At 46.0% G+C, this 22,927-nt stretch carries 26 protein-coding genes; 14 read left to right on the forward strand and 12 right to left on the reverse strand.

Features of this window, described 5'->3' with window-relative positions:
- The first annotated feature begins 12 nt into the window (after nt 1-12).
- From B3K42_RS08995 to B3K42_RS09010, 4 genes are read left to right on the forward strand one after another with little or no spacing between them, the layout of a single operon-like run.
- A complete protein-coding gene (locus B3K42_RS08995; RefSeq protein ID WP_110991184.1) occupies nt 13-1,050 on the forward strand; it encodes an NAD(P)-dependent oxidoreductase in 1,038 nt (345 codons plus the stop codon).
- Nucleotides 1,051-1,069: 19 nt separating this feature from the next.
- Nucleotides 1,070-1,717, forward strand: a complete 648-nt coding sequence (locus B3K42_RS09000; RefSeq protein WP_110991183.1) for a class II aldolase/adducin family protein — start codon at nt 1,070-1,072, stop codon at nt 1,715-1,717.
- Between the two features lie 58 nt (nt 1,718-1,775).
- The gene (locus B3K42_RS09005) at nt 1,776-2,726 is read left to right on the forward strand and encodes a DMT family transporter (protein WP_110991182.1); all 951 of its coding nucleotides are present in this window, start codon (nt 1,776-1,778) and stop codon (nt 2,724-2,726) included.
- Nucleotides 2,723-4,420 carry an aldehyde ferredoxin oxidoreductase C-terminal domain-containing protein gene (locus B3K42_RS09010; protein WP_110991181.1) on the forward strand — a complete coding sequence of 566 codons (1,698 nt, stop codon included), beginning with the start codon at nt 2,723-2,725 and terminating at the stop codon, nt 4,418-4,420. The genes B3K42_RS09005 and B3K42_RS09010 overlap by 4 nt, the downstream gene beginning before the upstream one ends.
- 73 nt (nt 4,421-4,493) lie before the next feature.
- Here the strand turns inward: B3K42_RS09010 and B3K42_RS09015 are convergent, their stop codons facing one another.
- Nucleotides 4,494-4,670 (reverse strand): hypothetical protein, encoded by a 177-nt coding sequence (locus B3K42_RS09015; RefSeq protein WP_181419131.1) that lies wholly within the window; start codon nt 4,668-4,670, stop codon nt 4,494-4,496.
- Between the two features lie 365 nt (nt 4,671-5,035).
- Here B3K42_RS09015 and B3K42_RS09020 point away from each other — a divergent pair, with 365 nt between their 5' ends.
- Entirely contained in the window at nt 5,036-5,323 is a 288-nt protein-coding gene (locus B3K42_RS09020) for a hypothetical protein (RefSeq protein WP_110991180.1), read from the forward strand.
- 652 nt (nt 5,324-5,975) lie between these two features.
- Here B3K42_RS09020 and B3K42_RS09025 read toward each other — a convergent pair.
- A complete protein-coding gene (locus B3K42_RS09025; protein ID WP_181419129.1) occupies nt 5,976-6,377 on the reverse strand; it encodes an IS4/Tn5 family transposase DNA-binding protein in 402 nt (133 codons plus the stop codon).
- A 263-nt stretch (nt 6,378-6,640) separates the two neighbouring features.
- Here B3K42_RS09025 and B3K42_RS09030 point away from each other — a divergent pair, with 263 nt between their 5' ends.
- Entirely contained in the window at nt 6,641-6,904 is a 264-nt protein-coding gene (locus tag B3K42_RS09030; RefSeq protein ID WP_292598355.1) for a hypothetical protein, read from the forward strand.
- Between the two features lie 20 nt (nt 6,905-6,924).
- On the opposite strand, the gene B3K42_RS09035 is transcribed toward B3K42_RS09030, so the two are convergent.
- The 4 genes from B3K42_RS09035 to B3K42_RS09050 form a co-directional block, all read right to left on the reverse strand.
- The gene (locus B3K42_RS09035) at nt 6,925-7,494 is read right to left on the reverse strand and encodes a phosphatase PAP2 family protein (protein ID WP_110991178.1); all 570 of its coding nucleotides are present in this window, start codon (nt 7,492-7,494) and stop codon (nt 6,925-6,927) included.
- Nucleotides 7,495-7,572: 78 nt separating this feature from the next.
- On the reverse strand, nt 7,573-8,628 hold the full coding sequence (locus B3K42_RS09040; RefSeq protein ID WP_110991177.1) for a tyrosine-protein phosphatase: 1,056 nt from the start codon (nt 8,626-8,628) through the stop codon (nt 7,573-7,575).
- 404 nt (nt 8,629-9,032) lie between these two features.
- On the reverse strand, nt 9,033-9,638 hold the full coding sequence (locus tag B3K42_RS09045; protein ID WP_292598357.1) for a GNAT family N-acetyltransferase: 606 nt from the start codon (nt 9,636-9,638) through the stop codon (nt 9,033-9,035).
- Between the two features lie 57 nt (nt 9,639-9,695).
- Nucleotides 9,696-10,550 carry a nucleoside phosphorylase gene (locus B3K42_RS09050; protein ID WP_292598359.1) on the reverse strand — a complete coding sequence of 285 codons (855 nt, stop codon included), beginning with the start codon at nt 10,548-10,550 and terminating at the stop codon, nt 9,696-9,698.
- A 75-nt stretch (nt 10,551-10,625) separates the two neighbouring features.
- Between B3K42_RS09050 and B3K42_RS09055 the strand changes: the two genes are divergently transcribed.
- From B3K42_RS09055 to B3K42_RS09090, 8 genes are all read left to right on the forward strand, one after another.
- The gene (locus tag B3K42_RS09055) at nt 10,626-11,336 is read left to right on the forward strand and encodes a hypothetical protein (protein WP_292598360.1); all 711 of its coding nucleotides are present in this window, start codon (nt 10,626-10,628) and stop codon (nt 11,334-11,336) included.
- 242 nt (nt 11,337-11,578) lie between these two features.
- Nucleotides 11,579-12,331, forward strand: a complete 753-nt coding sequence (locus B3K42_RS09060; protein ID WP_292598362.1) for an IclR family transcriptional regulator — start codon at nt 11,579-11,581, stop codon at nt 12,329-12,331.
- 277 nt (nt 12,332-12,608) lie between these two features.
- Nucleotides 12,609-13,394, forward strand: a complete 786-nt coding sequence (locus tag B3K42_RS09065; protein WP_292598364.1) for an ABC transporter substrate-binding protein — start codon at nt 12,609-12,611, stop codon at nt 13,392-13,394.
- Nucleotides 13,395-13,471: 77 nt separating this feature from the next.
- On the forward strand, nt 13,472-14,203 hold the full coding sequence (locus B3K42_RS09070; protein WP_292598365.1) for an amino acid ABC transporter ATP-binding protein: 732 nt from the start codon (nt 13,472-13,474) through the stop codon (nt 14,201-14,203).
- Nucleotides 14,204-14,211: 8 nt separating this feature from the next.
- On the forward strand, nt 14,212-14,904 hold the full coding sequence (locus B3K42_RS09075) for an amino acid ABC transporter permease (protein WP_292598367.1): 693 nt from the start codon (nt 14,212-14,214) through the stop codon (nt 14,902-14,904).
- On the forward strand, nt 14,904-15,548 hold the full coding sequence (locus tag B3K42_RS09080) for an amino acid ABC transporter permease (RefSeq protein ID WP_292598369.1): 645 nt from the start codon (nt 14,904-14,906) through the stop codon (nt 15,546-15,548). The genes B3K42_RS09075 and B3K42_RS09080 overlap by 1 nt, the downstream gene beginning before the upstream one ends.
- Entirely contained in the window at nt 15,545-16,711 is a 1,167-nt protein-coding gene (locus B3K42_RS09085) for a pyridoxal phosphate-dependent aminotransferase (RefSeq protein WP_292598370.1), read from the forward strand. Before B3K42_RS09080 ends, B3K42_RS09085 begins: the two co-directional genes overlap by 4 nt.
- Nucleotides 16,708-17,616, forward strand: coding sequence for a dihydrodipicolinate synthase family protein (locus B3K42_RS09090; RefSeq protein ID WP_292598371.1), 909 nt, complete (start codon nt 16,708-16,710; stop codon nt 17,614-17,616). Before B3K42_RS09085 ends, B3K42_RS09090 begins: the two co-directional genes overlap by 4 nt.
- Before the next feature lie 55 nt (nt 17,617-17,671).
- Here the strand turns inward: B3K42_RS09090 and B3K42_RS09095 are convergent, their stop codons facing one another.
- The 6 genes from B3K42_RS09095 to B3K42_RS09120 form a co-directional block, all read right to left on the reverse strand.
- Nucleotides 17,672-18,319, reverse strand: coding sequence for a class II glutamine amidotransferase (locus B3K42_RS09095; RefSeq protein ID WP_292598380.1), 648 nt, complete (start codon nt 18,317-18,319; stop codon nt 17,672-17,674).
- Nucleotides 18,316-18,918, reverse strand: a complete 603-nt coding sequence (pdxT, locus tag B3K42_RS09100; RefSeq protein ID WP_292598373.1) for a pyridoxal 5'-phosphate synthase glutaminase subunit PdxT — start codon at nt 18,916-18,918, stop codon at nt 18,316-18,318. The genes B3K42_RS09095 and pdxT overlap by 4 nt, the downstream gene beginning before the upstream one ends.
- A 3-nt stretch (nt 18,919-18,921) precedes the next feature.
- Entirely contained in the window at nt 18,922-19,800 is an 879-nt protein-coding gene (gene pdxS / locus B3K42_RS09105) for a pyridoxal 5'-phosphate synthase lyase subunit PdxS (RefSeq protein ID WP_292598374.1), read from the reverse strand.
- Nucleotides 19,801-19,802: 2 nt separating this feature from the next.
- The gene (locus B3K42_RS09110; protein ID WP_349680969.1) at nt 19,803-21,068 is read right to left on the reverse strand and encodes a nicotinate phosphoribosyltransferase; all 1,266 of its coding nucleotides are present in this window, start codon (nt 21,066-21,068) and stop codon (nt 19,803-19,805) included.
- Nucleotides 21,069-21,293: 225 nt separating this feature from the next.
- Entirely contained in the window at nt 21,294-22,259 is a 966-nt protein-coding gene (locus B3K42_RS09115; protein ID WP_292598377.1) for a hypothetical protein, read from the reverse strand.
- A gap of 2 nt (nt 22,260-22,261) precedes the next feature.
- Nucleotides 22,262-22,927, reverse strand: a 666-nt coding sequence (locus B3K42_RS09120; protein WP_292598378.1) for a DUF4097 family beta strand repeat-containing protein, incomplete at its 5' end; no start/stop codon positions are given.

Consider the following 22,927-nt stretch of genomic DNA (forward strand, 5'->3'; position numbering starts at 1 on the left):
TGGAGGAATGCCATGAAGAAGATTCTTATTACATCTGAGCTAGACAATAAGACTCTAGAAGTACTCGAGAAGGAGTTCATAATAACCTTGAAAGGTCGGGCAGCAGGAGAAAAGAACTTCCTTTCGGAAAGCGTTATGATCGAACAGATAAATTCCCTAGAACCAGAAATCTTGATAATAAGTGCAGACAAGATTGGCAGTGCAATTATCAAAGCGGTCGACAGCATCAAATTAATAGTGGTTACACGCGGGAATCCTGTAAATGTAGATCTTAATGCGTGCAAAGAAAAGGGCATAACTGTGACATGTACACCGGCGAGAAATGCGAATTGCGTAGCAGAACTTGTCATAGCGCTTATGATTTGTTCAGCGAGAAAATTATTCCAATCTTTCGAAGCAATAAAGGATGGGACAGCGGCAGTCGACAAAATGACCAATGTCGTCGACAAGGGTAAAGATGTCATCTGGTCAGATCCGCAACTAGCAGTTATGCCATACATAAGATTTAGAGGGTTTGATATTCAAGGGAAGACCTTAGGTCTTGTTGGTCTTGGATCAATAGGAAGAAAGACTGCATCAAAAGCGATCGCTCTTGGAATGGATGTACAGGTTTTCGATCCCTACGTTTCTGAAGATGAAATTCGAAGAATTGGAGCAAAACCCTCTTCAATGGATGAACTTCTATCTGAGTCAGATTTTGTAAGTCTCCATGCTATTGTGACAAAAGAGACCGAAAAGATGATTGGTATGCAAGAGTTTCTTAAAATGAAAGACACGGCGTATCTTATAAACACAGCTAGAGGAGCTTTAGTCGATCACGATGCTCTTTTGAAAGTTCTTAAAGAGAAAAGGATCGCAGGTGCAGCCGTTGATGTCTTCTATTACGAGCCGATAGCTCTCGATGATCCTTTCCTGAAACTTGATAACTTCATAATTACGCCTCATATTGGCGGTGCAAGCTCAGACGTAATAACGCATCATTCGAAAATGGCTTTGGAAAGTATCCTAGCTTATGCAAATAACGATGAGATCCCATATAGGGCAGTCTGAATAAGGGAGTGTGGACGAAATGTTTGAAGCAGAAAAGAAAGAACTAATCGAGTACGGAATAAAGGTCTTCAGGAGTGGTCTGGTACACGGTACGGGTGGCAACCTGAGTATGCGAGTTGGAGAGAACGGTGATATGTACCTGATGACTCCAAGCGGTATTGACTACGAACAGATAGTGCCAGATGATATCGTGTTGATTGACATGAACGGAAGAGTAATTGAAGGGGAAAGAAAACCATCCATTGAACACGGTATGCACAGAGAAGTCTACAAAAAAAGAAAGGATGTAAATGCCATAATCCATACTCATTCTCTTTACTCAACGGCTCTCTCAATAACAAGGCAACCTTTGCCCCAAATTGAGTCAAGTGTTGTCCTAATGAGAGGGCAAATCGAAGTTGCCGACTATGCAAGGCACGGAAGTATGGAGCTTGCCATGAATGTTGTGAATGCGCTTGGCGACCGGAAGGCGGTTCTAATGGCAAATCATGGCCAACTTGCAGCAGATGAATCTCTTGCTAAGGCATTGAAAACTTGTGTTAGTGTCGAACATTGTGCCCAAATGTACATTCTAGCAAGAAGCGTTGGCCAAGTGTATCCAATATCCCCTGAAAAATGTGATGAATTGAGAGAGTACATCAAAACCTCTTACGGACAAAAGAAATAGAAGAAACTAGGGGAGGCCTTTTAGAAGACTCTGTTCCCGCCTTTCCAAAGGAGAAAAAATGACTGTCCAATCATTTCTAACTAAGAAGATCACTGTCATCCCTCTTGTAATAGTGATATCAATTCTTTGGGGAAGCGCCTTCCCAGTTATAAAACTGATTTATTCAGAGTTGGGAGTCGAATCTGTTTCGGTGCCGGCGAGAATATTTCTTGCAAGTTTACGATTTCTGATAGCTTCCGCAATTCTTCTTTGTATTAGTCTCCTCGCGTTTCGAAATCAACTTCTAGTCAAAAAGGAGCTTGTCCCAAGGATTATAATGTTAGGATTCTTCCAAACCATTCTGCAGTATATTTTTCTATACGTTGGAATGGCAAATACAACGGGTTCGAAGGGATCAATACTTACTTCGACTCTCAACTTTTTTCTCATCCTGATCTGTCACTTCTATTACAAAGACGATAAACTCAATCTCACGAAATCTATAGGACTTATTATTGGTTTCTCGGGAATAGCTCTTGCAAATTGGGATGAAGGAATGAGTTGGACCTTCAAAATGAACGGAGAGTTTCTTCTTATCCTTGTTGGACTTGTGTCGGCTATAGGTTACTTCATGGCAAAGGAGATATCTAGAGAGGCGAATCCCATTATTGTAACTACCTGGCAAATGATTGTGGGCTCCCTCACTCTTCTATTAATTAGTCTGGTTTTCATGAAGCCTGGTGACATTGCGCATATATCAGAAAAAGGTTGGTTCCTCATACTTTATTCGGGAGCAATTTCCTCGATAATCTTCCCACTTTGGTATTCAGTTCTTAAATACAACAAAGCAGGTGAAATCACAGTATACAAGTTCATAGTGCCCTTGGCGGGAACTTTGATTTCATCATGGATTGTTCCGGGTGAAGTAATACCCCCCGCATTACCTGCCGCTCTGTTTCTAGTCGCAATAGGAATAATGATTGTAAACTACCATCGTAAGGCTCCGAAAGATAAGGAGGCTGTTACATGATTTTGAATATTGATCTGAACAAAAAATCTTCAAACAAAGAAGAATACAGACACTTTGTTGCAGGAAGAACTCTTTCATCAAGGCTCATAGCTAAATATGTTCGGCCAGATATACATCCACTCAGTCGAAAGAACGTACTTGTAATATGTCCGGCTTCGTTTGCAGGAACTCCAGTACCGAATTCAAATAGGCTTTCAATTGGTGCGAAGAGTCCTCTTACAGGAGGAATAAAGGAATCGAACATAGGAGGGAGAGTTCCTGATCTGATTGCTAGAAATGGTATAAGGGCAATAACAGTTTCTGGTGCACTTGAAGAACTGTCAGTATTGATAATAGACAAAGGAAACTGCAGATTCGAAAAAGCTCCTGAGCTAAAGGGTCTTATGAACTACGAACTGTTTGAGAAGCTTCACGAGAAATATGGAAAAAATGCCGGCATACTTGGAATAGGACCTGCCGGTGAAAATAGGTTGATTAACTCCACCATTTCAGGCAACGATCTTGAAGGTCATGCTTCTCGTCATGCAGGCAGAGGGGGAATGGGAGCGGTCATGGGAAGCAAGAACATAAAAGCCATTATTTTCTTGGAACCAGGCTCTCCTATGATTATGCCTCCTGAAGAAACCAAAAAAGAATTCCTTAAAGTATCTAGGGATTTCGCGCAAAGAATAATAAAGAGCAAGGTAAACATGACCTTATTCAGTAATCTTTCTCTAGTGAGTTTTATTAACAGACTCGGCGCCCTTCCAATCAGAAATTATAGAGAGTCATCTTCAGAAGAAGCTCTAGCGTTGTCCGGCGAGAATATCGTTGATGAACTGAAATCGAGAGGGGGAAGGATGGGGCATGCCTGCTCCAAAGGTTGTGTGGTTCGATGTTCAAACATTATCCATGACAAGGATGGAGAATATGTTACTTCGGGATTCGAATATGAATCGACAGTAATGTTAGGATCAAATCTAGGAATCTTTGACTTCGATAAAGTTGCACCGCTTGAAAGATTCTGCGACGACTTTGGGCTTGATACAATTGAGACAGGCGCCTCATTCGCAGTAGCAGCGGAAGCTGGCCTCGCAGAATTTGGAAACGCTGAAAGCTTTAGCGCTCTTACGCATGAGATCAGATCTCTCTCGCCTTTTGGAAGGCTTCTTGCTTCCGGATCTGGTCTAGTGGGGAAGGTCTTCGGTATAACAAGGGTTCCTGCTGTCAAGAACCAATCAATGGCCGCTTATGACCCAAGAGGTCTTAAAGGAACAGGAACAACCTATGCTACTTCAACAATGGGTGCCGACCATACAGCTGGAAACGTTTTTCCAGCAGTTAGCAAAGTGGACGTTCGAACTGGAGAAGGGCAGGTTGCAGAGTCATTATATAGGCAAATAATGTACACGGCTTTTGATATGTTTCTCTGCATATATGCGGGTACTACGGAAGAGAACCTTGACACTATTGCAACGTTGGTAAATCTCTTTTATGGTGAGCATATAACTAAAGAAGATATCTTCGAAATCGCCAAGAATACTATCGTTCTTGAAACGAAATTCAACGAAGCTTGTGGATTGAATTCCAAACACAACGTAATGCCGGAGTTCTTCGTTGAAGAGAAAGACAGCCGTGGCGACCAGTATGATGTGCCAAATTCAGAGCTTCAAGAAGCGCCAAAGATACTGAAAGATCTTGAAATAAGAAAGTGAAACTTCAAACGAAAGGATTCATAACGAAATGTCACAAATGAACGGCCCGGAGAATCCTCCGGGCCTCTTAATATTAAGACTCCGACTTAGTCTTTTTGCCTTTGTCCATAAAGGCGACAAGGACCATAATGGCACCACCGATCCATAAGAAAACGATATGCCAGCCAGGCACAACAACAGTTCCAATTGAAGCTAGAAGAGCCACAACCAGGAAAACCACACCGGCGAGCATCAATACCATTCTTGACATAATGACCACCCCTCCTGTTCACAGGTATCTGGTACAATTTTGGCTCCATCTACTATAGTAATTTTATCACAACTTCACGCTAGAAAGACCATTTTCGCAGAAAGAATCTCTCCTTAGCTTTCTAGGTAACCATTACAGGTAGGTTATTCACTTGCACTGGTCGATTTCGGTGTCAAGATCTATGTAGACCGCCAAGTTCTTTTGTCATCTCTTTGGGAGGCGATTCATAAACTAGACTATAGATTGGCTCCTTGAAGGTCCTTCATGAGTCGAATATAGAACAAGATTAGATCTTCTCTTACAGGATGAAAAGGACGAAAATGTTATTGAATCACGTATGAAAATGCTCACCAGAGACAAAATCATTGATCACCGAACTTCAAGACTGGCCCCGTTCTGTATTGACAAGCCACAAGAATGCCAGCCGTCTGATTCACAAATTGACATTTCTGGCTGATCTTGGGATAAGAAAAGATGATCCCGGGGTTGAAGAAATCGTTGAGAAGATACTTGGACATCGCTCTTCACAGGGTCCTTTTCAGGCTCTCATGAATATTCCTGCAAAATTCGGCGGTTCGGGAACAGATCAGTTTGCCTGGGCGCTGTGTGATGCACCGGTAATACTTTATTCGCTAGCAGGAATAGGACTCTAAGACGATGCAAGAGTGCTTTAGTCGCCGAATATCTAGCAGAACAAATAAGGGACAACGGCTGGCCATGCGTCGCGTCACCTTAGCTAGGAAGCTTTACCGGACCTGGTAGAAGACAAGACCCTTGCCCGTACGCCACTCTCGTCATGACGAAACTCCTACTCGAAATCCCTGAATTCCTTGGTAGTACGGAAGCCAAACTCGGGCTATAATCACTTCTCTCACTATGGGAAAGAAGAAGAGATTATCATCCATTCATTTTCTACATGGGTACGGATTTCTGTAAACTTAAGTCTCCCGAAGTTTGGTTCGACATACTTCATGTGCTGGATGTCGTCTCGAGATCTGGGCTTTAGAGGGGTTGGGGATTGTGGCAGGTAGGGGGTTAGTAAGAGCAAGAAAAACTGTTTGACCGTTGAGCGTTTCTCCGTTCGCCGAAGAGAGCCTGTTCTTTGTTACAGAGCGAGGATCTGTTCCTCGTTCTTGGTTAAGATCAAATACCAAGAACACGAGATTCTGAATCAAGTTCAGAATGACAGAATTAGTAGTGAGTCTCGGGACTCGAGTCTGGGGTCTCGCGAACAGAAACGGCTCAGCAATTCAAGGTTTTACTGCAACTGATGAAGTTATCCCGACATCGGCTTTTGGAATTCCCTCACTCTGTCATCCCAAACTTGTTTCGGGATCTGGTTCCAAGAACGAACCACGAAGAAAGAACAATGACCGCTTTTCGTTGAACTCTCTTCCAAGATATGTAAGCCATAGGAGGAACCATGTAACAACATAACATATGGCTATTGCAATCTCTAGTCTTTGTCTTTCCTCCAGTTGAAGGTTCCTTTACCCTCTCCATTGTGTTGTTTGTGCGTGATCTAAGTATCTCTTCTCTTGTTATTTTCGGATTGCTCATGAATCTGTATGCGCTCTTGATTTCAGACCAGCTTTCAAAACTTTCCAGAATGCTGTTTTCACTGTTTCTCACAAAAGCCTCTGAGATACTCTTCAGTCTCTTGTCACCAAAATCGCTTTCTTCAAACTCATCACTTATCCCAATCACTGAGATCACCTCCATACCGCATTAAAAGAAGAATTCACAATGTTCGACAATCTATGTTCTTAATCTATCACTTCGCTTGCCTTTTCTCCAATACTTGTGGGTAATGATGAGTTTCCAACGGGCTAGACACCGGTATAGGATTTGTATGGGGACTTGTAACGGATATCGTCAACAACATCGGCGGAAACAACAAGCTGCTAATAACATTCGATAACTTCACGACCCATCCGCTTTCATCTTCCCTCTCTGCGAAGATCGCCATGATGATGGCTACCAAGCTAACTGTGGAAGGGAATTCGACTGTCACAATCTTTGCCGAAACATCTGCAATCTTCACAACCTATGTACCGAGTGGTGATGAAGTGACCTATTTACCGCAGGCTCCTGAATCCATACCCATTGTTGCAGCATCCAACGTCGGTGGAGGGAAAGTCGTGGCGGTCTCCAGCACGTATGCACTCACAGGAACCTTAATGAGAATCGTTCAGGGAAACACCGACCTCTTCAGGGCCATCGTCGACTGGTAAATCATTTATTAGAAGCGTAGTTACTCTAAGCTGCCGGACTTGTCATTTCTCTCAGGCTTGATAATAATGTACTTATCGAAAAGCCAGACGGTGAGAATTCCGCATGCGATACCGATAACAGCGCCGGCAATAACATCCGAGATAAAGCTGAAATAGACGTACACTTCTGCCAGAGCTATTAGAGAAGAAAGTAGAACTAGCGGAACCCTGAGCATCTTGACGCTGTTCCATAAGACGACAGTGTAGGCAAAAGCTACGGCGACCGGAGAAGAGGGAAAGGAGTAAGTCTCGGGAATTGGAAAGATGATAGTATACCCCTCGATAAACTCTAGCGGCCGCAGCCTCCCGAAAACGGGCTTAAGGATAATGAAGACAATGAGCAGACTTATGCCGAGTCCAAGCGAAGTCATATATCCAGCTCTGCGAAATCTCTTATCGAAGAGCAGAAAGACCGTGAGAAGGATCCATACTAAGGACCCCCTCTCGAGAAACAGCATGAAAGAGAGGAAAAGATCCATGAACTGGCCAGACATAACTGCATTAAGCGAATCCATAATCGAAAGCTCAATCTGATTCAGCACATCCCACATTCCAGAACACCACCATAATCTCTAAGAAAAGAGGCGGCTCCAGACCGCCTCTCGATAATAACACTCTCTATGGAACTATTATCTAAGAATATCCTGAATTGCAGCGATCTCGGTGTAAGAGAGACCTGCTTTCTTCGTCAGGTAGTCTAGAGCAACGCTCTTCACATTGACATCGTCGACGGGATTACCGTTGTTCATTAGTACGAAGAGATCTGCGATGATCTTTCTTACTGCGTCGTAAGCTGCGGTCCCCGGTACGACATTGTAGTAGTTCTCGTAAGACCTGACATAATCGGCATAGATCTCGTCGGTCTTCGCGTTCATGATTGCGCCAAGCAGAGCCGATGCAATTCCTGCTCTATCCTTGCCTTCGACACAGTGAATCAGGTATGGCGGCTCGTGAGCTATCATGAATCTTAGGCCCTCTCCGAGCTCCCTCGCAAAGTCGTCTGCGAGAGGATCGACACTCATGTTCAAATTGATGAGGTTGCCGGCCTCGCTGATGGACTTGTAGTACTCTGAGTATTCAAGATTTGATGCGAGCTCTTCATCTGAGTCGGAGAGATTGATAACCGTCTTGATACCGGCCCGCTCGATAAGAGCCGACGCGTAAGGAGCCCTGGGATCGTCTATCGAAGGATGGGAGCATCTGTAAAGCTTACCCGGAGCGATATCTCCGAGGGTAATCTCTCTGAAGTTCGCGAAAACCTCATCGCTCGCGTAATCTTCCCTTACGTCGCTTCTCACAAGGTGTCTTATCTCCAGTTCATCCTTGTAAGCTCCCTTCTCGACCAGACCCATGTAAACGGGACTTCCAACTTCCAATCCGTAAGTCTTTGCGAAGTTACCATAGTTGATAGCGAGAAGAACATGCGCGTCGGAGTATCTTGCAAGAGGCTGTCCTCTGTCGACATCACCATATGTTGTTACGAATGGTACCATGATTGTGGTTGTACCCATTGTTACATAAACCAAGTCTCCTGCTTCAATAGCGGCGTAAACAACTGCTTCCATGGGGATATTCGTATGAACGTTACCGTACTTATCAATTTCGGCTACTGCGCCAACTATTCCGGCGAGCATCAAAGCCGACAGAATTACAAATACACCCAGTAAAAACCCTCTCTTAAGCATACAACACCTCCACCTATCCTTTTAGACGTTAAGGTATTTGCACCACAATTATATCACTGGCCACTTTTAATCACGAAAAGGCGAATTCTCTTTGCCGAATTCACTTGATAATCATCTTACACTGCGTGGACTCAATACTCAAGACAAACATCTTCTGATATACAGTTTATACCACACATAGAGCCGTAGAGGAACGAATGAAGAAGTGTGTCTCACAAAACCAAATGATAAGGATGCTGTTAACAATAACCGTCTATCAGTCTACCTGTAAAATTGATTAATGAAAGAGAGACTTCATCCACCGGAAAATCCTGACTTCTACAGTTCTTGGCTCTGAGTTTTTCCAGCGTTCTCACTCTCTTTTTGCTTACGAACAAAGGGGGTCGTAAGCGCAACGGTCCATCTCAATTGTTTTGCCTCTTAGTATTTCTAATCATGCTCCAGGATTTGAGTTCGGACGATATTTCAACTTCCCTGGCAACGGAAAAGCCAAAGGATTCGTAGAAGCCTGCATTTGAAGGATTCTGGGTTTCCAAATAACCCGGAAGTCCTCTGGAGTCTGCTTCACGGATAAAGAAGTTCATCAGTTTCTTTCCTATTCCCATTCTCTGTTTTCGAGGTAAAACAGCTAGCAAGATAAGGTGAAGGTGCTGATCTTGTATGCATTCTTTGTGAACCTTAGATACTACCCTGCCGACCTTCATAAGACGATTAAGTGACCTTGCTGGAAATGTGAGCATTTTCAAGGCTCCGCTCCTGATCCAGGCTCCAAGGCCGGGGTCTTCTTCAGAGTCAATCCATAGAATCATTCCGTTCATATCGGGTGAATCGAAATAGGCATTTCCTTTAGCCGAATAGGCCTTGAACATTACTCCATAGATTTTCTTTACGTATTCTCTTCCTTTCTCTTTTAATATATATTTGATCATCGGGTCATCGGCAAATGCTTCAGACAGGATTTCTATCGCTCTTGTGTGTTCTCTTACAGAAATCCTTATCGGTTCGAACATGCTATCACCCTTTCAGCTTGCCTCCATGCACAATGAAGGGCTTGAGTAGCAATAAATCTATAATCTCAGACAGCACTCGAGAGCTGCCCAGAAGACGCGTTCTTTGTGGCTCGAGGCCTCAGGATGGAATCTTCTATCCCAATCTTCGCCGCTAACGTCGTCTCCCGAGGAAAGCAGCTGTCCAAAGACGACATCTCTGAACTTTGAGACGGCCATGAGGGCGGAAGCCTCCATCTCGACGGTAATACAGCCCTCATCGATCCTCTCCTTGACTATCTTCTTCGTCTCCCTGTAGAAGGCGTCGGTCGTCCAGGTCTTTCCCTTGATATATGGAATCGATGAAGCTTCCAATGCGGCCTCTACCTTCTCTAACACCTCTGCATCCACAGTGATTTCGCGGGAAGGCTCCAGGTAATGGTAAGAGGTTCCCTCGTCTCTGATGGCAGACTGAACGACTATGATCTCTCCCCTCGGGATCTCCCTCTTCAACACTCCGCATGAGCCGCAGGCTATTGTCTTTCTAACTCCAAGGGCGATGAGCTCCTCATAGAAGCCCGCCGCCGACGGCGCTCCAAGTCGGGGATTCAAGATCGCAACTTTGACCCCTTTGTACTCGATCTCGTAGACGGGAAAGAATCCGACCTCGCTTCTCCTGTCAACGATCTTCTTCAGAAGACCCTTCTTCAAGAGAATCTCTATCACACCTTGATAGAAGAGAATCACCGCTCTTTCCGGCATCTCGGAGATCGAAGAGATGGCCTTCGTCGGTTCTATGACGGCTGGTCTTTCATAATCATGTTCTAGAATAGGTAAACGCTTCTCCATATATGCCCCCTTTGCGACAATTCTAGCAGCGAAGAAGAGATCGACAATCCCCAAATGACCTGACACTATTGTAACCGAAAGCTTCATAATTGTAATCAATATAAACGGAGGTGGAATCGTGAAAACAGGTTCAAATTCGAACTTGAATATGAGATCGGATTTATGGGAGTGATCTTCCACACCATTCAGTTCGGTCAGACGGGAACCGTTCTTAACTACGTGAAAGACGGCGGACAGGACATTCTCTTTCCATATCAAAATCAAAGGTACACAGCCGGGCTGAGCATCGGCAAACACACGGTTTACTTTCTGTATCAGCCGCTCACGGTTCAGTCCAAGGTTCAACTTAAGAACGACCTGATAGTCGATGGAGTCACCTTCCCCGCCGGAAGTGGAAACCTCTTGAACTACGTCTTCCCCTTCTACAGGGTCAGTTACACTTACGACGCCTTGAGAAAGGGTAACAGCTATCTTGCCCTCGGCCTATCACTTCAGTTGAGAAATGCAGATATCTACTTCGAGTTTCTCGACGGAACGAAATTCGTCGACAACAAGAATGTCGGTCCCGTTCCGATTATCAAAGTGAAGGGCGCATACTGGCTGAACGAAAAGGTTTACCTGGCAACAGACATCGACGGTTTCTACGCCTCCAGCAAGTTCCTTAACGGAGCTGACTTCGACTTCGAGGGATCGGTACTCGACGCTTCTCTGAGAGCCGGACTGCTTCTGACGGATTATCTCGAAACCTATTTCAATGTACGTTTCATAGGGGGAACCGCGAAGGGCACTTCCGAAAACTCCGGCAGCCCCGACGGCTTCACCGACAACAGACTTGCGACCATTAACTTCAGCATAGGCTTCCAGCTGAAGTAAGTAGACTCTATAAACTCCTACCTAAATGGCCGGTGCTTTTTTGTCTGGTGCTCGATCCTCAATTGAGATTATGCCTTTAGAAAAGGTGTTACCAGCAACAATACGAATTCAGCACTTAACTTCTCATTTATGTTTGCTAATACTGGGTCTCTACGGATCAGAAAGTTGATTCGTCAAGAGATTTGCTATCGAAAGCATTTTTTGATATTCTAGTATCAATGTCATCGAGTGAGGTCAATATTATGGAACATTTCAAGGCTTTCAAAAAAGTGGACGAGATCTTTGAGCTCTTCTTTGAGCAAAGAAAATGGAGACTTAGCGACATAGTGGCCAGGTTAGGTTATCCCAAAGCCACCGTTCACCATATTCTTGCAGCAATGACGGAACTGGACTACCTCACAAAGGACAGGAACTTCTATATGCTCGGAAACAGGATTCTCCAGTTGAGCGGACTCATGAGAAGGAACCTCGAATTCAGAGAAGTGGCTCTTCCATACCTTGAGGAACTCAGAAATGAGATTAACGAGACTATTCATCTTACGTCGCTATTCAGAGATCAAGTAATCTACATCGAATGTCTCCATCCGACTCACGCACTCCGCCCGCACTCAACGGTCGGAGTCACCGCCTCTATGTATTGCACCGGAGTTGGAAAGGCTCTTCTGGCGTTTCAACCGGATTCTTACATAGACGGATATCTTGAAAGAGTAACCCTGGCAAGAAGAACAGACAATACTATTACAGACAAGGAGCGGCTCAGAAAAGAGCTCGAGTGGATAAGAGAACACGGCTATGCGTATGACAGAATCGAACAGGAAGAAAGCATAAAGTGCATTGCCGCACCCATACTGGACAATCACGGAGTCGCGAAGTATGCCGTCAGTATTGCCGGGCCTTCTAATAGAATGACCGACGAAGCAATTGAAAGGTATAAGGAACGCTTTTTGAAGACAATAGAAAAGCTGAACAAGCTGTTTATCGATTTCGAGACGTGAAAGCTCAAAGAAGTCTGATTCTACCTTTACTTCTAGGAACAACGACCTTCTTTCAAGATCGACCCGCAGGAGAGAGATTACCTCTATCTAACAGTCATAATTAACCCAGATACTTCTCAGACGTCTCTGAATGGTTTTGGAAATCCTGTGACCAATTTGGTAAATTCAAAGGTAGTTACCACATTGTTGAATCCTGTTCCATATTATTGAACTATTCAGACCATTTCCAATGCGTGCTTTTTTTGAGACGCAATCCATACGTGAAAGGGGAATTGAGATGAAAAAACTGTTTGTTTTGATCGTTGTTGCCTGTATGTTTGTTTCATTTGGTCTTGCAGCTACCACACTGGAAAACGTAGTTAAGAGCGGAAAGTTAACTGTTGCAACTGATATGACCGCTGTACCGATGCAGTACAGGGACGCTTCGGGAAATCCAACTGGATTCACCGTCGAGCTTATGGAACTTGCAGCCAAGGAAATGGGTGTCGAATTGGTTTGGCAGGATGTGGCTTGGGAAAGCCTTATTCCTTCATTGCTTTCGGGAAAAGCCGACATGATAGCGGCAAATATGTCAATGACCCTAACGAGAATGAAGTCTATAAGATTCTCCGACCCGTTCTTCCTTACAGGAATTGTTGCGATAGCCAGAAAGGATTCTCCTCTTCAAAACTGGAAAGAACTGGCCGATCCTTCAGTCAAGATGGGTGCGACAATGGGTTCCGTTCACGCAGATTTCATTGAACAAGAATGGGGCAAAGATGCTTCTCTGTACGACAATCTTGCCGAATGGATGACGGACATCAAGTTGGGTAGAATCGACTCGGTCATGGACGATGAGATGATCTGTGTCGAGCTAGTCAACAAGAACCCGGATCTGAAGATTCTGGACGGTTATGTGAGACCCGACACTTACGGACTAGCTTTCAGGCAGGACAAAGATTCCGACTCGCTGGTCGAATGGTTCAACTGGTTCCTCAAGTGGGAAAAGCTGACTGGCGAATACGGAAAGATTTACGAGAAATACGTAGGCAAGGCCTGGGAACCATCTTTCATTATTGATTAAACCAAGAGAATCGTTATTTCAAGATGAGATGGGGGGCTAGCCCCCATCTCATTTTAGGAATCGAAAGGGGAATTCTGATGGAACCGATTGTTCGAATTCGAGGTCTCAACAAGTCTTTTGGCAAACTTCACGTTCTCAAGGACGTCGAATTGGATGTATACGAAAGCGATGTGCTGGTCCTTTGTGGACCCAGCGGGGCCGGAAAAAGCACTCTTCTTCGCTGTATAAATATGCTCGAGCACTTTCACGAGGGTTCGATCGAGGTTTTGGGAAAAGACATAAAGCAAACGAGAGCTAACCTGAATTTCGTTAGAAAGAACTCGGGAATGGTCTTTCAGCATTTCAACCTCTTCCCTCACATTTCCGTAGTTGATAATGTCACTCTGGCACCCATACTCGTTAAGAAAGTACCTAAACATGAAGCCGTTGAAAAAGCAAAGAAACTGCTGGATCAGGTGGGATTATCGGCCAAGTACGACGCCTTCCCTCCTCAACTTTCCGGAGGACAAAAGCAGAGAGTCGCTATCGCTAGGGCCCTGGCAATGGATCCAAAACTCATGCTCTTCGACGAACCCACGTCGGCCCTTGACCCTGAGATGATAAAGGAAGTACTAGATGTCATGACAAATCTCGCACGCGGCGGAATGACGATGATAATCGTAAGTCACGAAATGGGTTTTGCGAGACAGGTGGCCAACAAGATTGGTTTCCTGGATGACGGGAAGCTGATCGAGCTTACCCCTAAGGATGAGTTCTTCAACAATCCCAGGAGTGATAGAACCAAGGAATTCCTGAGCAAGATACTTTAGGTGATGTCATGCTTGACATGAGAATGATCTCACAGTATCTTCCCGATTTCTTTGAAGCCTTGTTGGAAACGCTAAAAGTTGCGGCTTTGAGTGGTATCTTCTCCCTCATTATTGGAACAGTAGTGGGTATCCTTTCAACGATGAAGTCCTGGTTCGCAAGAACACCCGTAGGAATATATACGGGATTCATAAGATCGACTCCTTTGCTTGTCCAGTTGTACTTCGTCCACTATGGCCTCCCGATAACCGGACTGATGCTGACTTCCTTTCAAAGCGCTATAGTTGCCTTTTCTCTCAACAGTGGCGCTTACATATCCGAAATAGTACGTGGCGGGCTTATAGCTATAGACAAAGGCCAGGCAGAAGCCTCAAAAGCACTCGGCCTATCATGGTTTCAGACGATGAGGAAGGTAATCCTGCCTCAGGTCTTCAGAAACATCCTGCCACCACTGATCAGCCAATTCTCGTACTTGATAAAAGACACAAGTCTTGCTGCAGTTCTGGTTATCCCCGAGCTTACATATACTGCTCGAAAGATCGCTGCGAGAACCTATATGCCATTCGAATCATTCGGTGTTCCGATGTTAATGTATTTCGGAATCTATCTGATTCTTGCTCTTCTGAGCGGTCTAATAAGCAGAAATCAGAAATCGAGACAGTCGGATGCGAAGCGATGGTTCGGTCCTAAGAAGGTGGTATGATGCAAGACATATCTTTACTACAGCAGATAATTAGGCTCGGAGTCGCCTTCCTTAACAACCTGGCCTTTCTTCCATTCGTTCTGGGAATCGGTATAGTGCTGGGAATTGCGATCGCCCTGATTCGTTTCCATCGAATCCCCGTTGCATCGCAACTTCTAGCCATTGTTGTAGAGATAATCAGGGGATCGCCCTTCTTGATAATCGTCTATGCGATCTACTTTGCGCTGCCGTACGTCGGAATTGAATTGGGCGCGTTTCAAACGGGAATAGTTGTTCTTTCTGTTACAGCAACGGCTTATCTCTCAGAGGTTTTCAGAAGCGGCCTTCTGTCTCTAGATAAAGGGCAGTTTGAAGCGGCTGAGGCTCTTGGAATGAACTACTTTCAGAAACTAGTCCATGTTGTTTTACCCCAGATCATTAAGAGTACCATGCCGTCAATTGTCGGCCAGATAGTAATGACAATAAAGGACACTTCGATAGTCTCACTCGTTGGAATGGTTGAGATCGTCAGAACCTCCAGACAGATAATGCAACTGACTTTGAGTCCGTTTACTGCATTCAGCATAGTGTCTGTGTTCTTCATACTTGTGTGCTATCCACTAATTGTCGTATCTAAAAAACTAGAGGGAGGGAGTAACAAATGAAGTTTCAGCTCGAGTCTTCCAAGCTTGAGTTTTTCAGGCCCGATGCCTTTGGATTCATTAACGGTCTGAAGAAAGAACCACCAAAGCAGAAAATGATCAACCTTTCAATAGGTGCCCCGAACAGACCCACCCCGGAATGGATAGTGGAGATAATGAAGGAGAACCTGTCGAATCCTGCCTACCATACTTATCCGCCGCAGCACGGCGCTCCGGAGCTTCTTGAGGCTGTCGCTGACTGGTATAGGAAACGTTTCGGAGTCACGCTGAATCCCGAAGAGAATGTGCTCGTCACAGTCGGAATCAAAGAGGCTATTTTCAATGCATTGCACGCACTGGCAAATGCCGGCGATTCAATTCTTGTTCCTGATCCAGGTTATCCAACATACTTTGAGGGCGTTCTTTTCACCGGAGGAAAGCTTCTCACTTACGACGGCGATGTTGATCCGATGGCCACTCTAGACGAAATCGAGAGTCTTGCCAAGTTGCACAAGCCGAAAATGGTAATCGTCAATTATCCCTCAAATCCCACCGGCAGAGTGGCAAACAGAGAATACTACGACCGGCTTTCCGAGCTTTCCGGCAAGTACGGTTTTGTCGTGATGAGTGATCTTGCATACTCCGAAATAGCCTTTGACAATCTTGAAGTCAACAGTTATTTCGAAGCGCGCCAGAATCTCGAACTGGGACTGGAGTACTTCGCCTTCTCAAAGACCTATAACATGGCCGGATGGAGAGTTGGGGCAATAGTAGCCGAAAAACGTCTTCTGGACGCAGTGAAACTTTACAAATCGAAGATCGACTCAAATGTCTTCTACCCTATCCAGCTCGCCGCTGCGGGGGCTTTGAAGTCTACCCCCGATTCTTATTATTGTGAGCTCAGGGGAATATATCAGGGCAGGCGAGATGCGATTATTGAAGGTCTGAAGGCATCGGGATTGACCTTCACTGCTCCCCAGGGAGCGATGTATGTATGGGTTTCCACGCCGGAAGGCATTGATCCCTGGAGCTTCACCGAAAAACTATACAGAGATTACGGTATTCTCGTTGTTCCTGGAACAGCCTATGGCGCCAACGGTTCACGGAAGGTCAGAATGGGCTTGGTTCAGGAGTTCGAAGCTATGACGGAAGCGGCCAGAAGATTGGCAGAAGGGAGATCATGGTGAGAAGATTACTTGAAGGGGTCGGCGTAGCTCCGCTAACTCCGATGAATGATGATGGTTCCTGTGTTGACTACAATGCAATAAAGTCCTATGTGGACTTCCTGGCTGAGAAAGGTGTCGACGGAATGTTTGTGCTCGGCACGACCGGTGAGGGAACATCCCTCACATTGCCTGAAAGAAAAAAGGCTCTGGAGTCATTCCTCGAGGCAAACAAAGGGAGAATGACCGTTGTCTCTCATTGCGGAGCTGCAGTGCTGGAAGACATAATCGAACTGTTGAAGCACTCAAAGGAATCTGGAGCAGACGCGGCCGCAGTAGTCTCGCCTTTCTTCTTCAATCACAAGCAGGAGGAGCTCTTCGGTTTTTACGACAAGATAGCGGATTCTGTAAGCGACTTCCCTTTATACATCTACAATATTCCTTCTCTGACGAAAAACCCGGTTAGCGTCGATGTCATTGCCAGGCTCCATGAAAAACACAAGAATATTGTCGGTCTGAAAGACAGCAGCGGCGATTTCGTGAATTCGCTGAGTGTGATTTGGGCACTGCCGTCGACGTTCAGTACGGTCGTTGGATGCGATGCTGCATTCGCATCGGTTCTAATCGCCGGTGCCAGAGGCTGTGTTTCGGGCCCCGGAGCAGTCTTTCCGGAATTCTTCGTGAAAGTCCGAGATGCGGTAAGAGCTGGTGATTTCGACAAGGCATTTGATAGTCAGAAGTCCTTGACAAAGCTGACGAAGGCAGTTGGGAACGGTGCAAATATTCCGTATATGAAACATGTTCTCGAAAGAAGGGGCCTAAAGATGGGCGGTGTGAAAACTCCTCTCAAGAGACTGGAGAATTCGGAAATTGCATCTCTTGACAGCAATCTTGTCACAGTCATGAAGGAACTCGGAATAGACTTCTAGTCCTCTCAATAAGAAATGCGTTTGGAAAGTTCTCCAGACGCATTTCTTATGATATTCAAAGAACTATCGATTCGGCGTTTTTAATCTCGATAGAGTTTCCGGGGAGATCGCCGAATTCCTCAACGGGTTCGCTGGAGACTATCCTAACCCCGTCCATCTCGTAAAGAAACAGGGCGTGCTCCGTGTCGTCTTTCTCTGCGTTCTGCCTTATTGCCCAGACGTTTTCAAAATCCGTGAGAAGCGCGTTGATCGAAGTGTAGCGGTAGTTCTCCGCCACAAAGTCTGCGGTGATTTCCAGGGCTCTCTTCGTTTCGTATCTTTCGAGATTGCTGACCAGAAGCTCGAGATATCTCTGTGTATCTGTCGTTCCTTCATCGCTCGCAAAGTCGTATATCGTTCCATTGTGGCACAAGGCGTAATTCCTCCCTTTGACCGTGGCGTAGAAGGGATGCACGTGTTCGAGATTGACGACGTATCCCTTTGACGCCTTTCGAGAATGAACAATGCCGATCCTGCTTGGAGGAAGCTTTCTATAACTATCAAAGATCGCGCCTGAACTGTTGTAGGTCTCTCTTCCTTCGCCACGAAGGGCATAGCCCCAGCCGTCACTGTGAGGACTGGAAATGCCTTTTTCGGAGATGACCTTTAGAATGTCTAAAATCCAGTTTGTGTCTATTTCCTTATATGCTTTGAAGGCGATCATTCTGCACACTCTTTAATCCTCTTTTCAGCCGCTTCGGCCATCTTTAGAAAGTACCGGTGAATTCTCAGGTCCCCTGTGAGTTCGGGATGAAAGGAGGCTGCCAGCACGTTACCCTGGCGAACAAGTACCGGCGATCCGTCGTAGCTGGTCAGGACTCTAACTTCGCCACTGATCGATTCGATCTTTGGAGCCCGAATGAATACTGCCCTGAATGGTTCGGGACCGATCTCGTCTATCTGTAGATCGACCTCGAAGCTGTTGATCTGCCTGCCGTAACCATTTCTCTTGACGCTTATGTCTAGAACGCCCAGAGAGTCCTGATTGAGCACGTTCTCAATCTTCCTCGACAGGAGAATCATGCCCGCGCAGGTCGCCAAGACCGGCATTCCATCTTCTATTCTATTCCTGAGGATTTCCCACATTTCGAATCTCTTCAAGAGCTTGATCATCGTGGTCGACTCTCCACCAGGCATTACCAGAGCCTCAACGGAGTCGAGTTCCTTCCGGTTCTTCACCCAGGACGGTTCGACTCCTGTCTTCCTGAGAATCGATAGATGTTCCTGTATAGCGCCTTGAATTCCGAGAACCCCGATCTTCAACCCTTACCAGCCTCTTTCTTCCATTCGAACTTCAAGAGTCTCGATCTCGAGACCGTCCATTGCATCTCCAACGTTTTCCGAGATCTCTGCTAACGCTTCGGCATTGTCATAATGCGAAACTGCTTCTACGATCGCTTTGGCCATTCTTGCAGGATCCTTTGACTTGAAGATTCCCGAACCTACGAAGACTCCGTCGCAGCCGAGCATCATCATGAGAGCCGCATCGGCCGGTGTAGCCACTCCGCCGGCGGCGAAATTGACGACTGGAAGCCGCCCGAGCTCTCTTACCTGGCTGAGGATCTCGACAGGCGCACCGATCTCCTTTCCATAATGGACGAGTTCGGCATCGTTCATCATCTGGGCCTTTCTCACTTCTTCGTTGACGGTTCTCATGTGCTTGACGGCCTCGATGATATTTCCGGTGCCTGCCTCTCCCTTTGTTCTGATCATCGCAGCGCCCTCGGCGATTCTTCTGACTGCTTCTCCGAGATTTCTCGCTCCACAAACGAAGGGGACGGTGAATATTCTCTTGTCTATGTGATATTTATCATCTGCAGGTGTAAGAACCTCCGATTCGTCGATGAAGTCAACGCCAATAGCTTCGAGGATCTTCGCTTCGGCAATATGTCCAATTCTCGCTTTTGCCATTACAGGGATCGTAACAGATTCCATGATCTCTTTGATGAGACCGATTTTCGCCATTCGGGCTACTCCGCCCTCTTTTCGGATATCCGCCGGTACTCTTTCAAGAGCCATTACTGCCGTGGCTCCGGCATCCTGAGCTATCTTTGCCTGTTCGGGATTCGTGACGTCCATGATTACGCCGTTCTTGAACATTTCAGCGAACCCTTTTTTTACTGTCCAGGTTCCCTTTGCTTCCATTTTCAACACCTCTCCTCTTTATCGTTGTTCCAATAGTTACTCGCTACCTTTTCCAATCTTGGAGCTTCTTTCTTCCCTCTTCCGACTTTTGCGCAAGGCCTTCCTTCGACCTCCACGATATCTGCCGTGAAGTCCAGCTTGTTCTTCAGTAGAGACGAACCGACTCCGTAAACATCCGCGGGGACATTCAGCTTTTCGAAGAGATCTATCTTCTCCGCCGTGAAACCGCCCGAGACGACTATCTTCAAGTCCTTCATTCCGCACCTGTCGAATTCCCTTCTAGCCCTCCAGACCATTTCGGGACAGACTCCCAGCGATGAAGCGTCTTTCGGGGCGACCGAGACGTCTCTCAAACTGCCAGACGTATCGAATCTCACGCCCCATATCTTTCCCTTTCCCGGACCTATAACGGCCGAAGGATCGGTCTTGCCAGGTACAAAATCCTCACCGGTCTCGGCTTTGTACGTGCGGGCAACGCAATCGACCGTCGTTCCAATCACATCGTTGTCCCAGTCGACCAAAATTATTCTATTGACTCCACCGTCTATGTAACGATCGAACTCCATGGCGGCCTTGGCCGTATCTCCGTTATACACTGCAATAAGGGCGTGGGGTATCGTCCCCATACTCTCAACGCCCCAGTAGTCTGCATTCGCATCTGTAGAAACACCGAAGGCACCTGCCTTGAGCGCCGCGTATCCGTCCGTTGCCTGAGTCCAGAAATGGTCGAATCTCGCGCTGAAGAAGAGTATCTCCTTGCCTCTAGCGGCCTTCACGACGGACTTGACGGCAGTGGCAGTTGAAGAAGCTCTCGCTATAACACCCAGCAATATGGTTTCCAGATAAGAGAAATATCTGGGATCGCCTTCTATAGTCATTACCGGTTCCATATCCTTTGCTTCATCACCGTCATACAGAGCGCGAACTTCTAGTTCGGGCCACTTGTCGACCCAGAGATCATTAAGCTTCATCTTAAGATCCCATTTTCGGGCGGTCAGTTCCACCAGTGCCCGACGGTCCATCTCCCAGGCTGCGTGGTTGACCTCCTTCTCAATCTCGAGTACCCCTTCGAAGAGCCTCTTCGCCTCTCCTTCATTCGAGTAATAACCGGTCCCAAATCGAAGAATGGCAAGCGCTTCGTCAATTCCCACTATTGTCGCGTCTCTCCTCGGGAAGAGCTGGTATAGCACCCTTGACTTCTTTTCTGCCTTCTTGAGAACTTCGACGAGTCTTGTGAAGTATTTGTCAGAATAGTAGCCGGCTCTCATCTTGTCAATCGGTACTTTGAAAACCCTCGGGTCGATTCTGCACTTGTCCACGGAGCGCCCCCTGCTTCTGCTGTTATTCGCAAGCAAAAATTCCGGAAAGTCATATCCGGTAACCTGATTATATAATAATAAGTCACTTTCGGCTCGCTGCCCATGCTGTTTCTTGTGAAATAGACCAGTCCAAAAAAAACCGGCCATCAGGCCGGCAGAGAAGATGATTCTTTTTTATATCCAGTCGATAGAGATCTTCGACATATCTGACTTTACGTTGATCTGGCAGGTCGTCACGGCCCTGTCGATATTGGTCGAGACGTATCCCTTTTCTCTCTCCATAAGATTGTTGAAGTTACTCCAGTTCAACTCCCCTTCGTGAACAATACTAAGTCCAACATCCTTTGGTGCCCTGATGTTCAGGGAAGTAACTTCGCAGTCAATATCGATTATTGAGTCACGCCGCTCAGAAGGGATTATTGACAGCCTGGACAATGAGGTTTTGATTGTAGCCCTATCTAGATTCAGACTCGAAAAGTCAAGAACTGTATCAGCTCCATCAAGTGTGGCCTCAACCCTGAGAATGGGCTCAGCATTGATCTCAAGGTTCATTCTTGACTTCGACATAACACTCGAAACCCCGGATTTTGCCTTGCACTTCGCCTTCAAAACGCCTCTAGCCTTATCCATATCGTATTTCAGATCTCCATTGAAACTCAGCTTATCGAAACTTACATTTGCGTCTATACCGTTTGAAGTGTTGTCCATCATTAGTACCTTCGTTAGGTTTGCCTCGAGTTCTATTTCGAGCTCATCAAACTCCTTCGGTCTCGAGATGTTCAGGACCTGTCTAGTGGAGCTTTGTGTTTTTCCTAGCTTAAAGCTTTTTTTGAAAAGAGTAACTATGCCCCAACCAACGATATACGATCCAATCATGGCCACTATGAGCTCCCAGAAGCCCCAACCCCTGAAGCCCCTGATAACATTCCACCCAATCAAAAGGTCGGTGACAAGAATCGCACCGAAGATGAGACTGCCCATGTATTCCGCCTTGAATCTTCTGAATATCTTAAATCCCTGATAGAGGAATACAATGGCAAAGAAGATCTCTATTGTGAAAGCAAAGCTAGGAATTATGTGTGTAACCGACAGAATGATCAATATCCCCAGAAAAATCGCGAAAAGCGCACCAAATTTCATTGCTAATCACCTTCTTTCTTTTCTCTGGTCAAGTTAGGTTCTTCAGGAGTATCAACTTTCTCAGGAGACTCCTGAAGCTCTTTGCTTTCTGTATCTTCGTCCTTCATCACTACATCTATGGAGTTCTTAAGCTTCTTGAGCTCTTCATCAACTTCGAGCATCTCTTCTATTTCCTTCTCAGAATAGCCTAGAACTCCTAGCATCTCCAGAGCGTACTCCTTTGTCAGCTTGCCTTCCTTGAAAAGTCTCAGTATCTTCTTAGTCTCCTGATCCTGGAGATTCTCTTCAACCACAGCGGCTCTGTAGGACCTGTTCTCTTCCGAAGAAGCAGGAGAAGATTCGACCTTGACATCTTTTGCGGGCGCTCCTCTGTACTTGGCACTTATTAGGAGATCACCAGACACGCTGCTCATCTTAAGATACTCCTGTGGTTCACCATTTCCATATCTATAGTGCTTCTTGTCAACCTTCACCAGTCCCATGTCAGAGGAAACATCCCCACTAACCGAAGAAATCGTCGCATCGAACCTGGGTTCACCTGAATATGAGATTATCGCATCCCCGCTTACCGTTGACACACTCGTGTCTCTTTCCATCGGAGGAATTCCTTTAATGCTCAGATCACCCGATACTGATCCGAATTTGCCTCTTCGGTAATTCGATGCAAC

The sequence above is a fragment of the Mesotoga sp. UBA6090 genome (assembly GCF_002435945.1).
GTDB lineage: Bacteria > Thermotogota > Thermotogae > Petrotogales > Kosmotogaceae > Mesotoga.

Coding starts and splice junctions, on each gene's coding strand:
- B3K42_RS08995 (WP_110991184.1), top strand. CDS start 13: ATGAAGAAGATTCTTATTACATCTGAGCTAGACAATAAGACTCTAGAA.
- B3K42_RS09000 (WP_110991183.1), top strand. CDS start 1,070: ATGTTTGAAGCAGAAAAGAAAGAACTAATCGAGTACGGAATAAAGGTC.
- B3K42_RS09005 (WP_110991182.1), top strand. CDS start 1,776: ATGACTGTCCAATCATTTCTAACTAAGAAGATCACTGTCATCCCTCTT.
- B3K42_RS09010 (WP_110991181.1), top strand. CDS start 2,723: ATGATTTTGAATATTGATCTGAACAAAAAATCTTCAAACAAAGAAGAA.
- B3K42_RS09015 (WP_181419131.1), bottom strand. CDS start 4,670: ATGTCAAGAATGGTATTGATGCTCGCCGGTGTGGTTTTCCTGGTTGTG.
- B3K42_RS09030 (WP_292598355.1), top strand. CDS start 6,641: ATGATGGCTACCAAGCTAACTGTGGAAGGGAATTCGACTGTCACAATC.
- B3K42_RS09035 (WP_110991178.1), bottom strand. CDS start 7,494: ATGTGGGATGTGCTGAATCAGATTGAGCTTTCGATTATGGATTCGCTT.
- B3K42_RS09040 (WP_110991177.1), bottom strand. CDS start 8,628: ATGCTTAAGAGAGGGTTTTTACTGGGTGTATTTGTAATTCTGTCGGCT.
- B3K42_RS09045 (WP_292598357.1), bottom strand. CDS start 9,638: ATGTTCGAACCGATAAGGATTTCTGTAAGAGAACACACAAGAGCGATA.
- B3K42_RS09050 (WP_292598359.1), bottom strand. CDS start 10,550: ATGAAGCTTTCGGTTACAATAGTGTCAGGTCATTTGGGGATTGTCGAT.
- B3K42_RS09055 (WP_292598360.1), top strand. CDS start 10,626: ATGGGAGTGATCTTCCACACCATTCAGTTCGGTCAGACGGGAACCGTT.
- B3K42_RS09060 (WP_292598362.1), top strand. CDS start 11,579: ATGGAACATTTCAAGGCTTTCAAAAAAGTGGACGAGATCTTTGAGCTC.
- B3K42_RS09065 (WP_292598364.1), top strand. CDS start 12,609: ATGAAAAAACTGTTTGTTTTGATCGTTGTTGCCTGTATGTTTGTTTCA.
- B3K42_RS09070 (WP_292598365.1), top strand. CDS start 13,472: ATGGAACCGATTGTTCGAATTCGAGGTCTCAACAAGTCTTTTGGCAAA.
- B3K42_RS09075 (WP_292598367.1), top strand. CDS start 14,212: ATGCTTGACATGAGAATGATCTCACAGTATCTTCCCGATTTCTTTGAA.
- B3K42_RS09080 (WP_292598369.1), top strand. CDS start 14,904: ATGCAAGACATATCTTTACTACAGCAGATAATTAGGCTCGGAGTCGCC.
- B3K42_RS09085 (WP_292598370.1), top strand. CDS start 15,545: ATGAAGTTTCAGCTCGAGTCTTCCAAGCTTGAGTTTTTCAGGCCCGAT.
- B3K42_RS09095 (WP_292598380.1), bottom strand. CDS start 18,319: ATGATCGCCTTCAAAGCATATAAGGAAATAGACACAAACTGGATTTTA.
- pdxS (WP_292598374.1), bottom strand. CDS start 19,800: ATGGAAGCAAAGGGAACCTGGACAGTAAAAAAAGGGTTCGCTGAAATG.
- B3K42_RS09110 (WP_349680969.1), bottom strand. CDS start 21,068: ATGAGAGCCGGCTACTATTCTGACAAATACTTCACAAGACTCGTCGAA.
- B3K42_RS09115 (WP_292598377.1), bottom strand. CDS start 22,259: ATGAAATTTGGTGCGCTTTTCGCGATTTTTCTGGGGATATTGATCATT.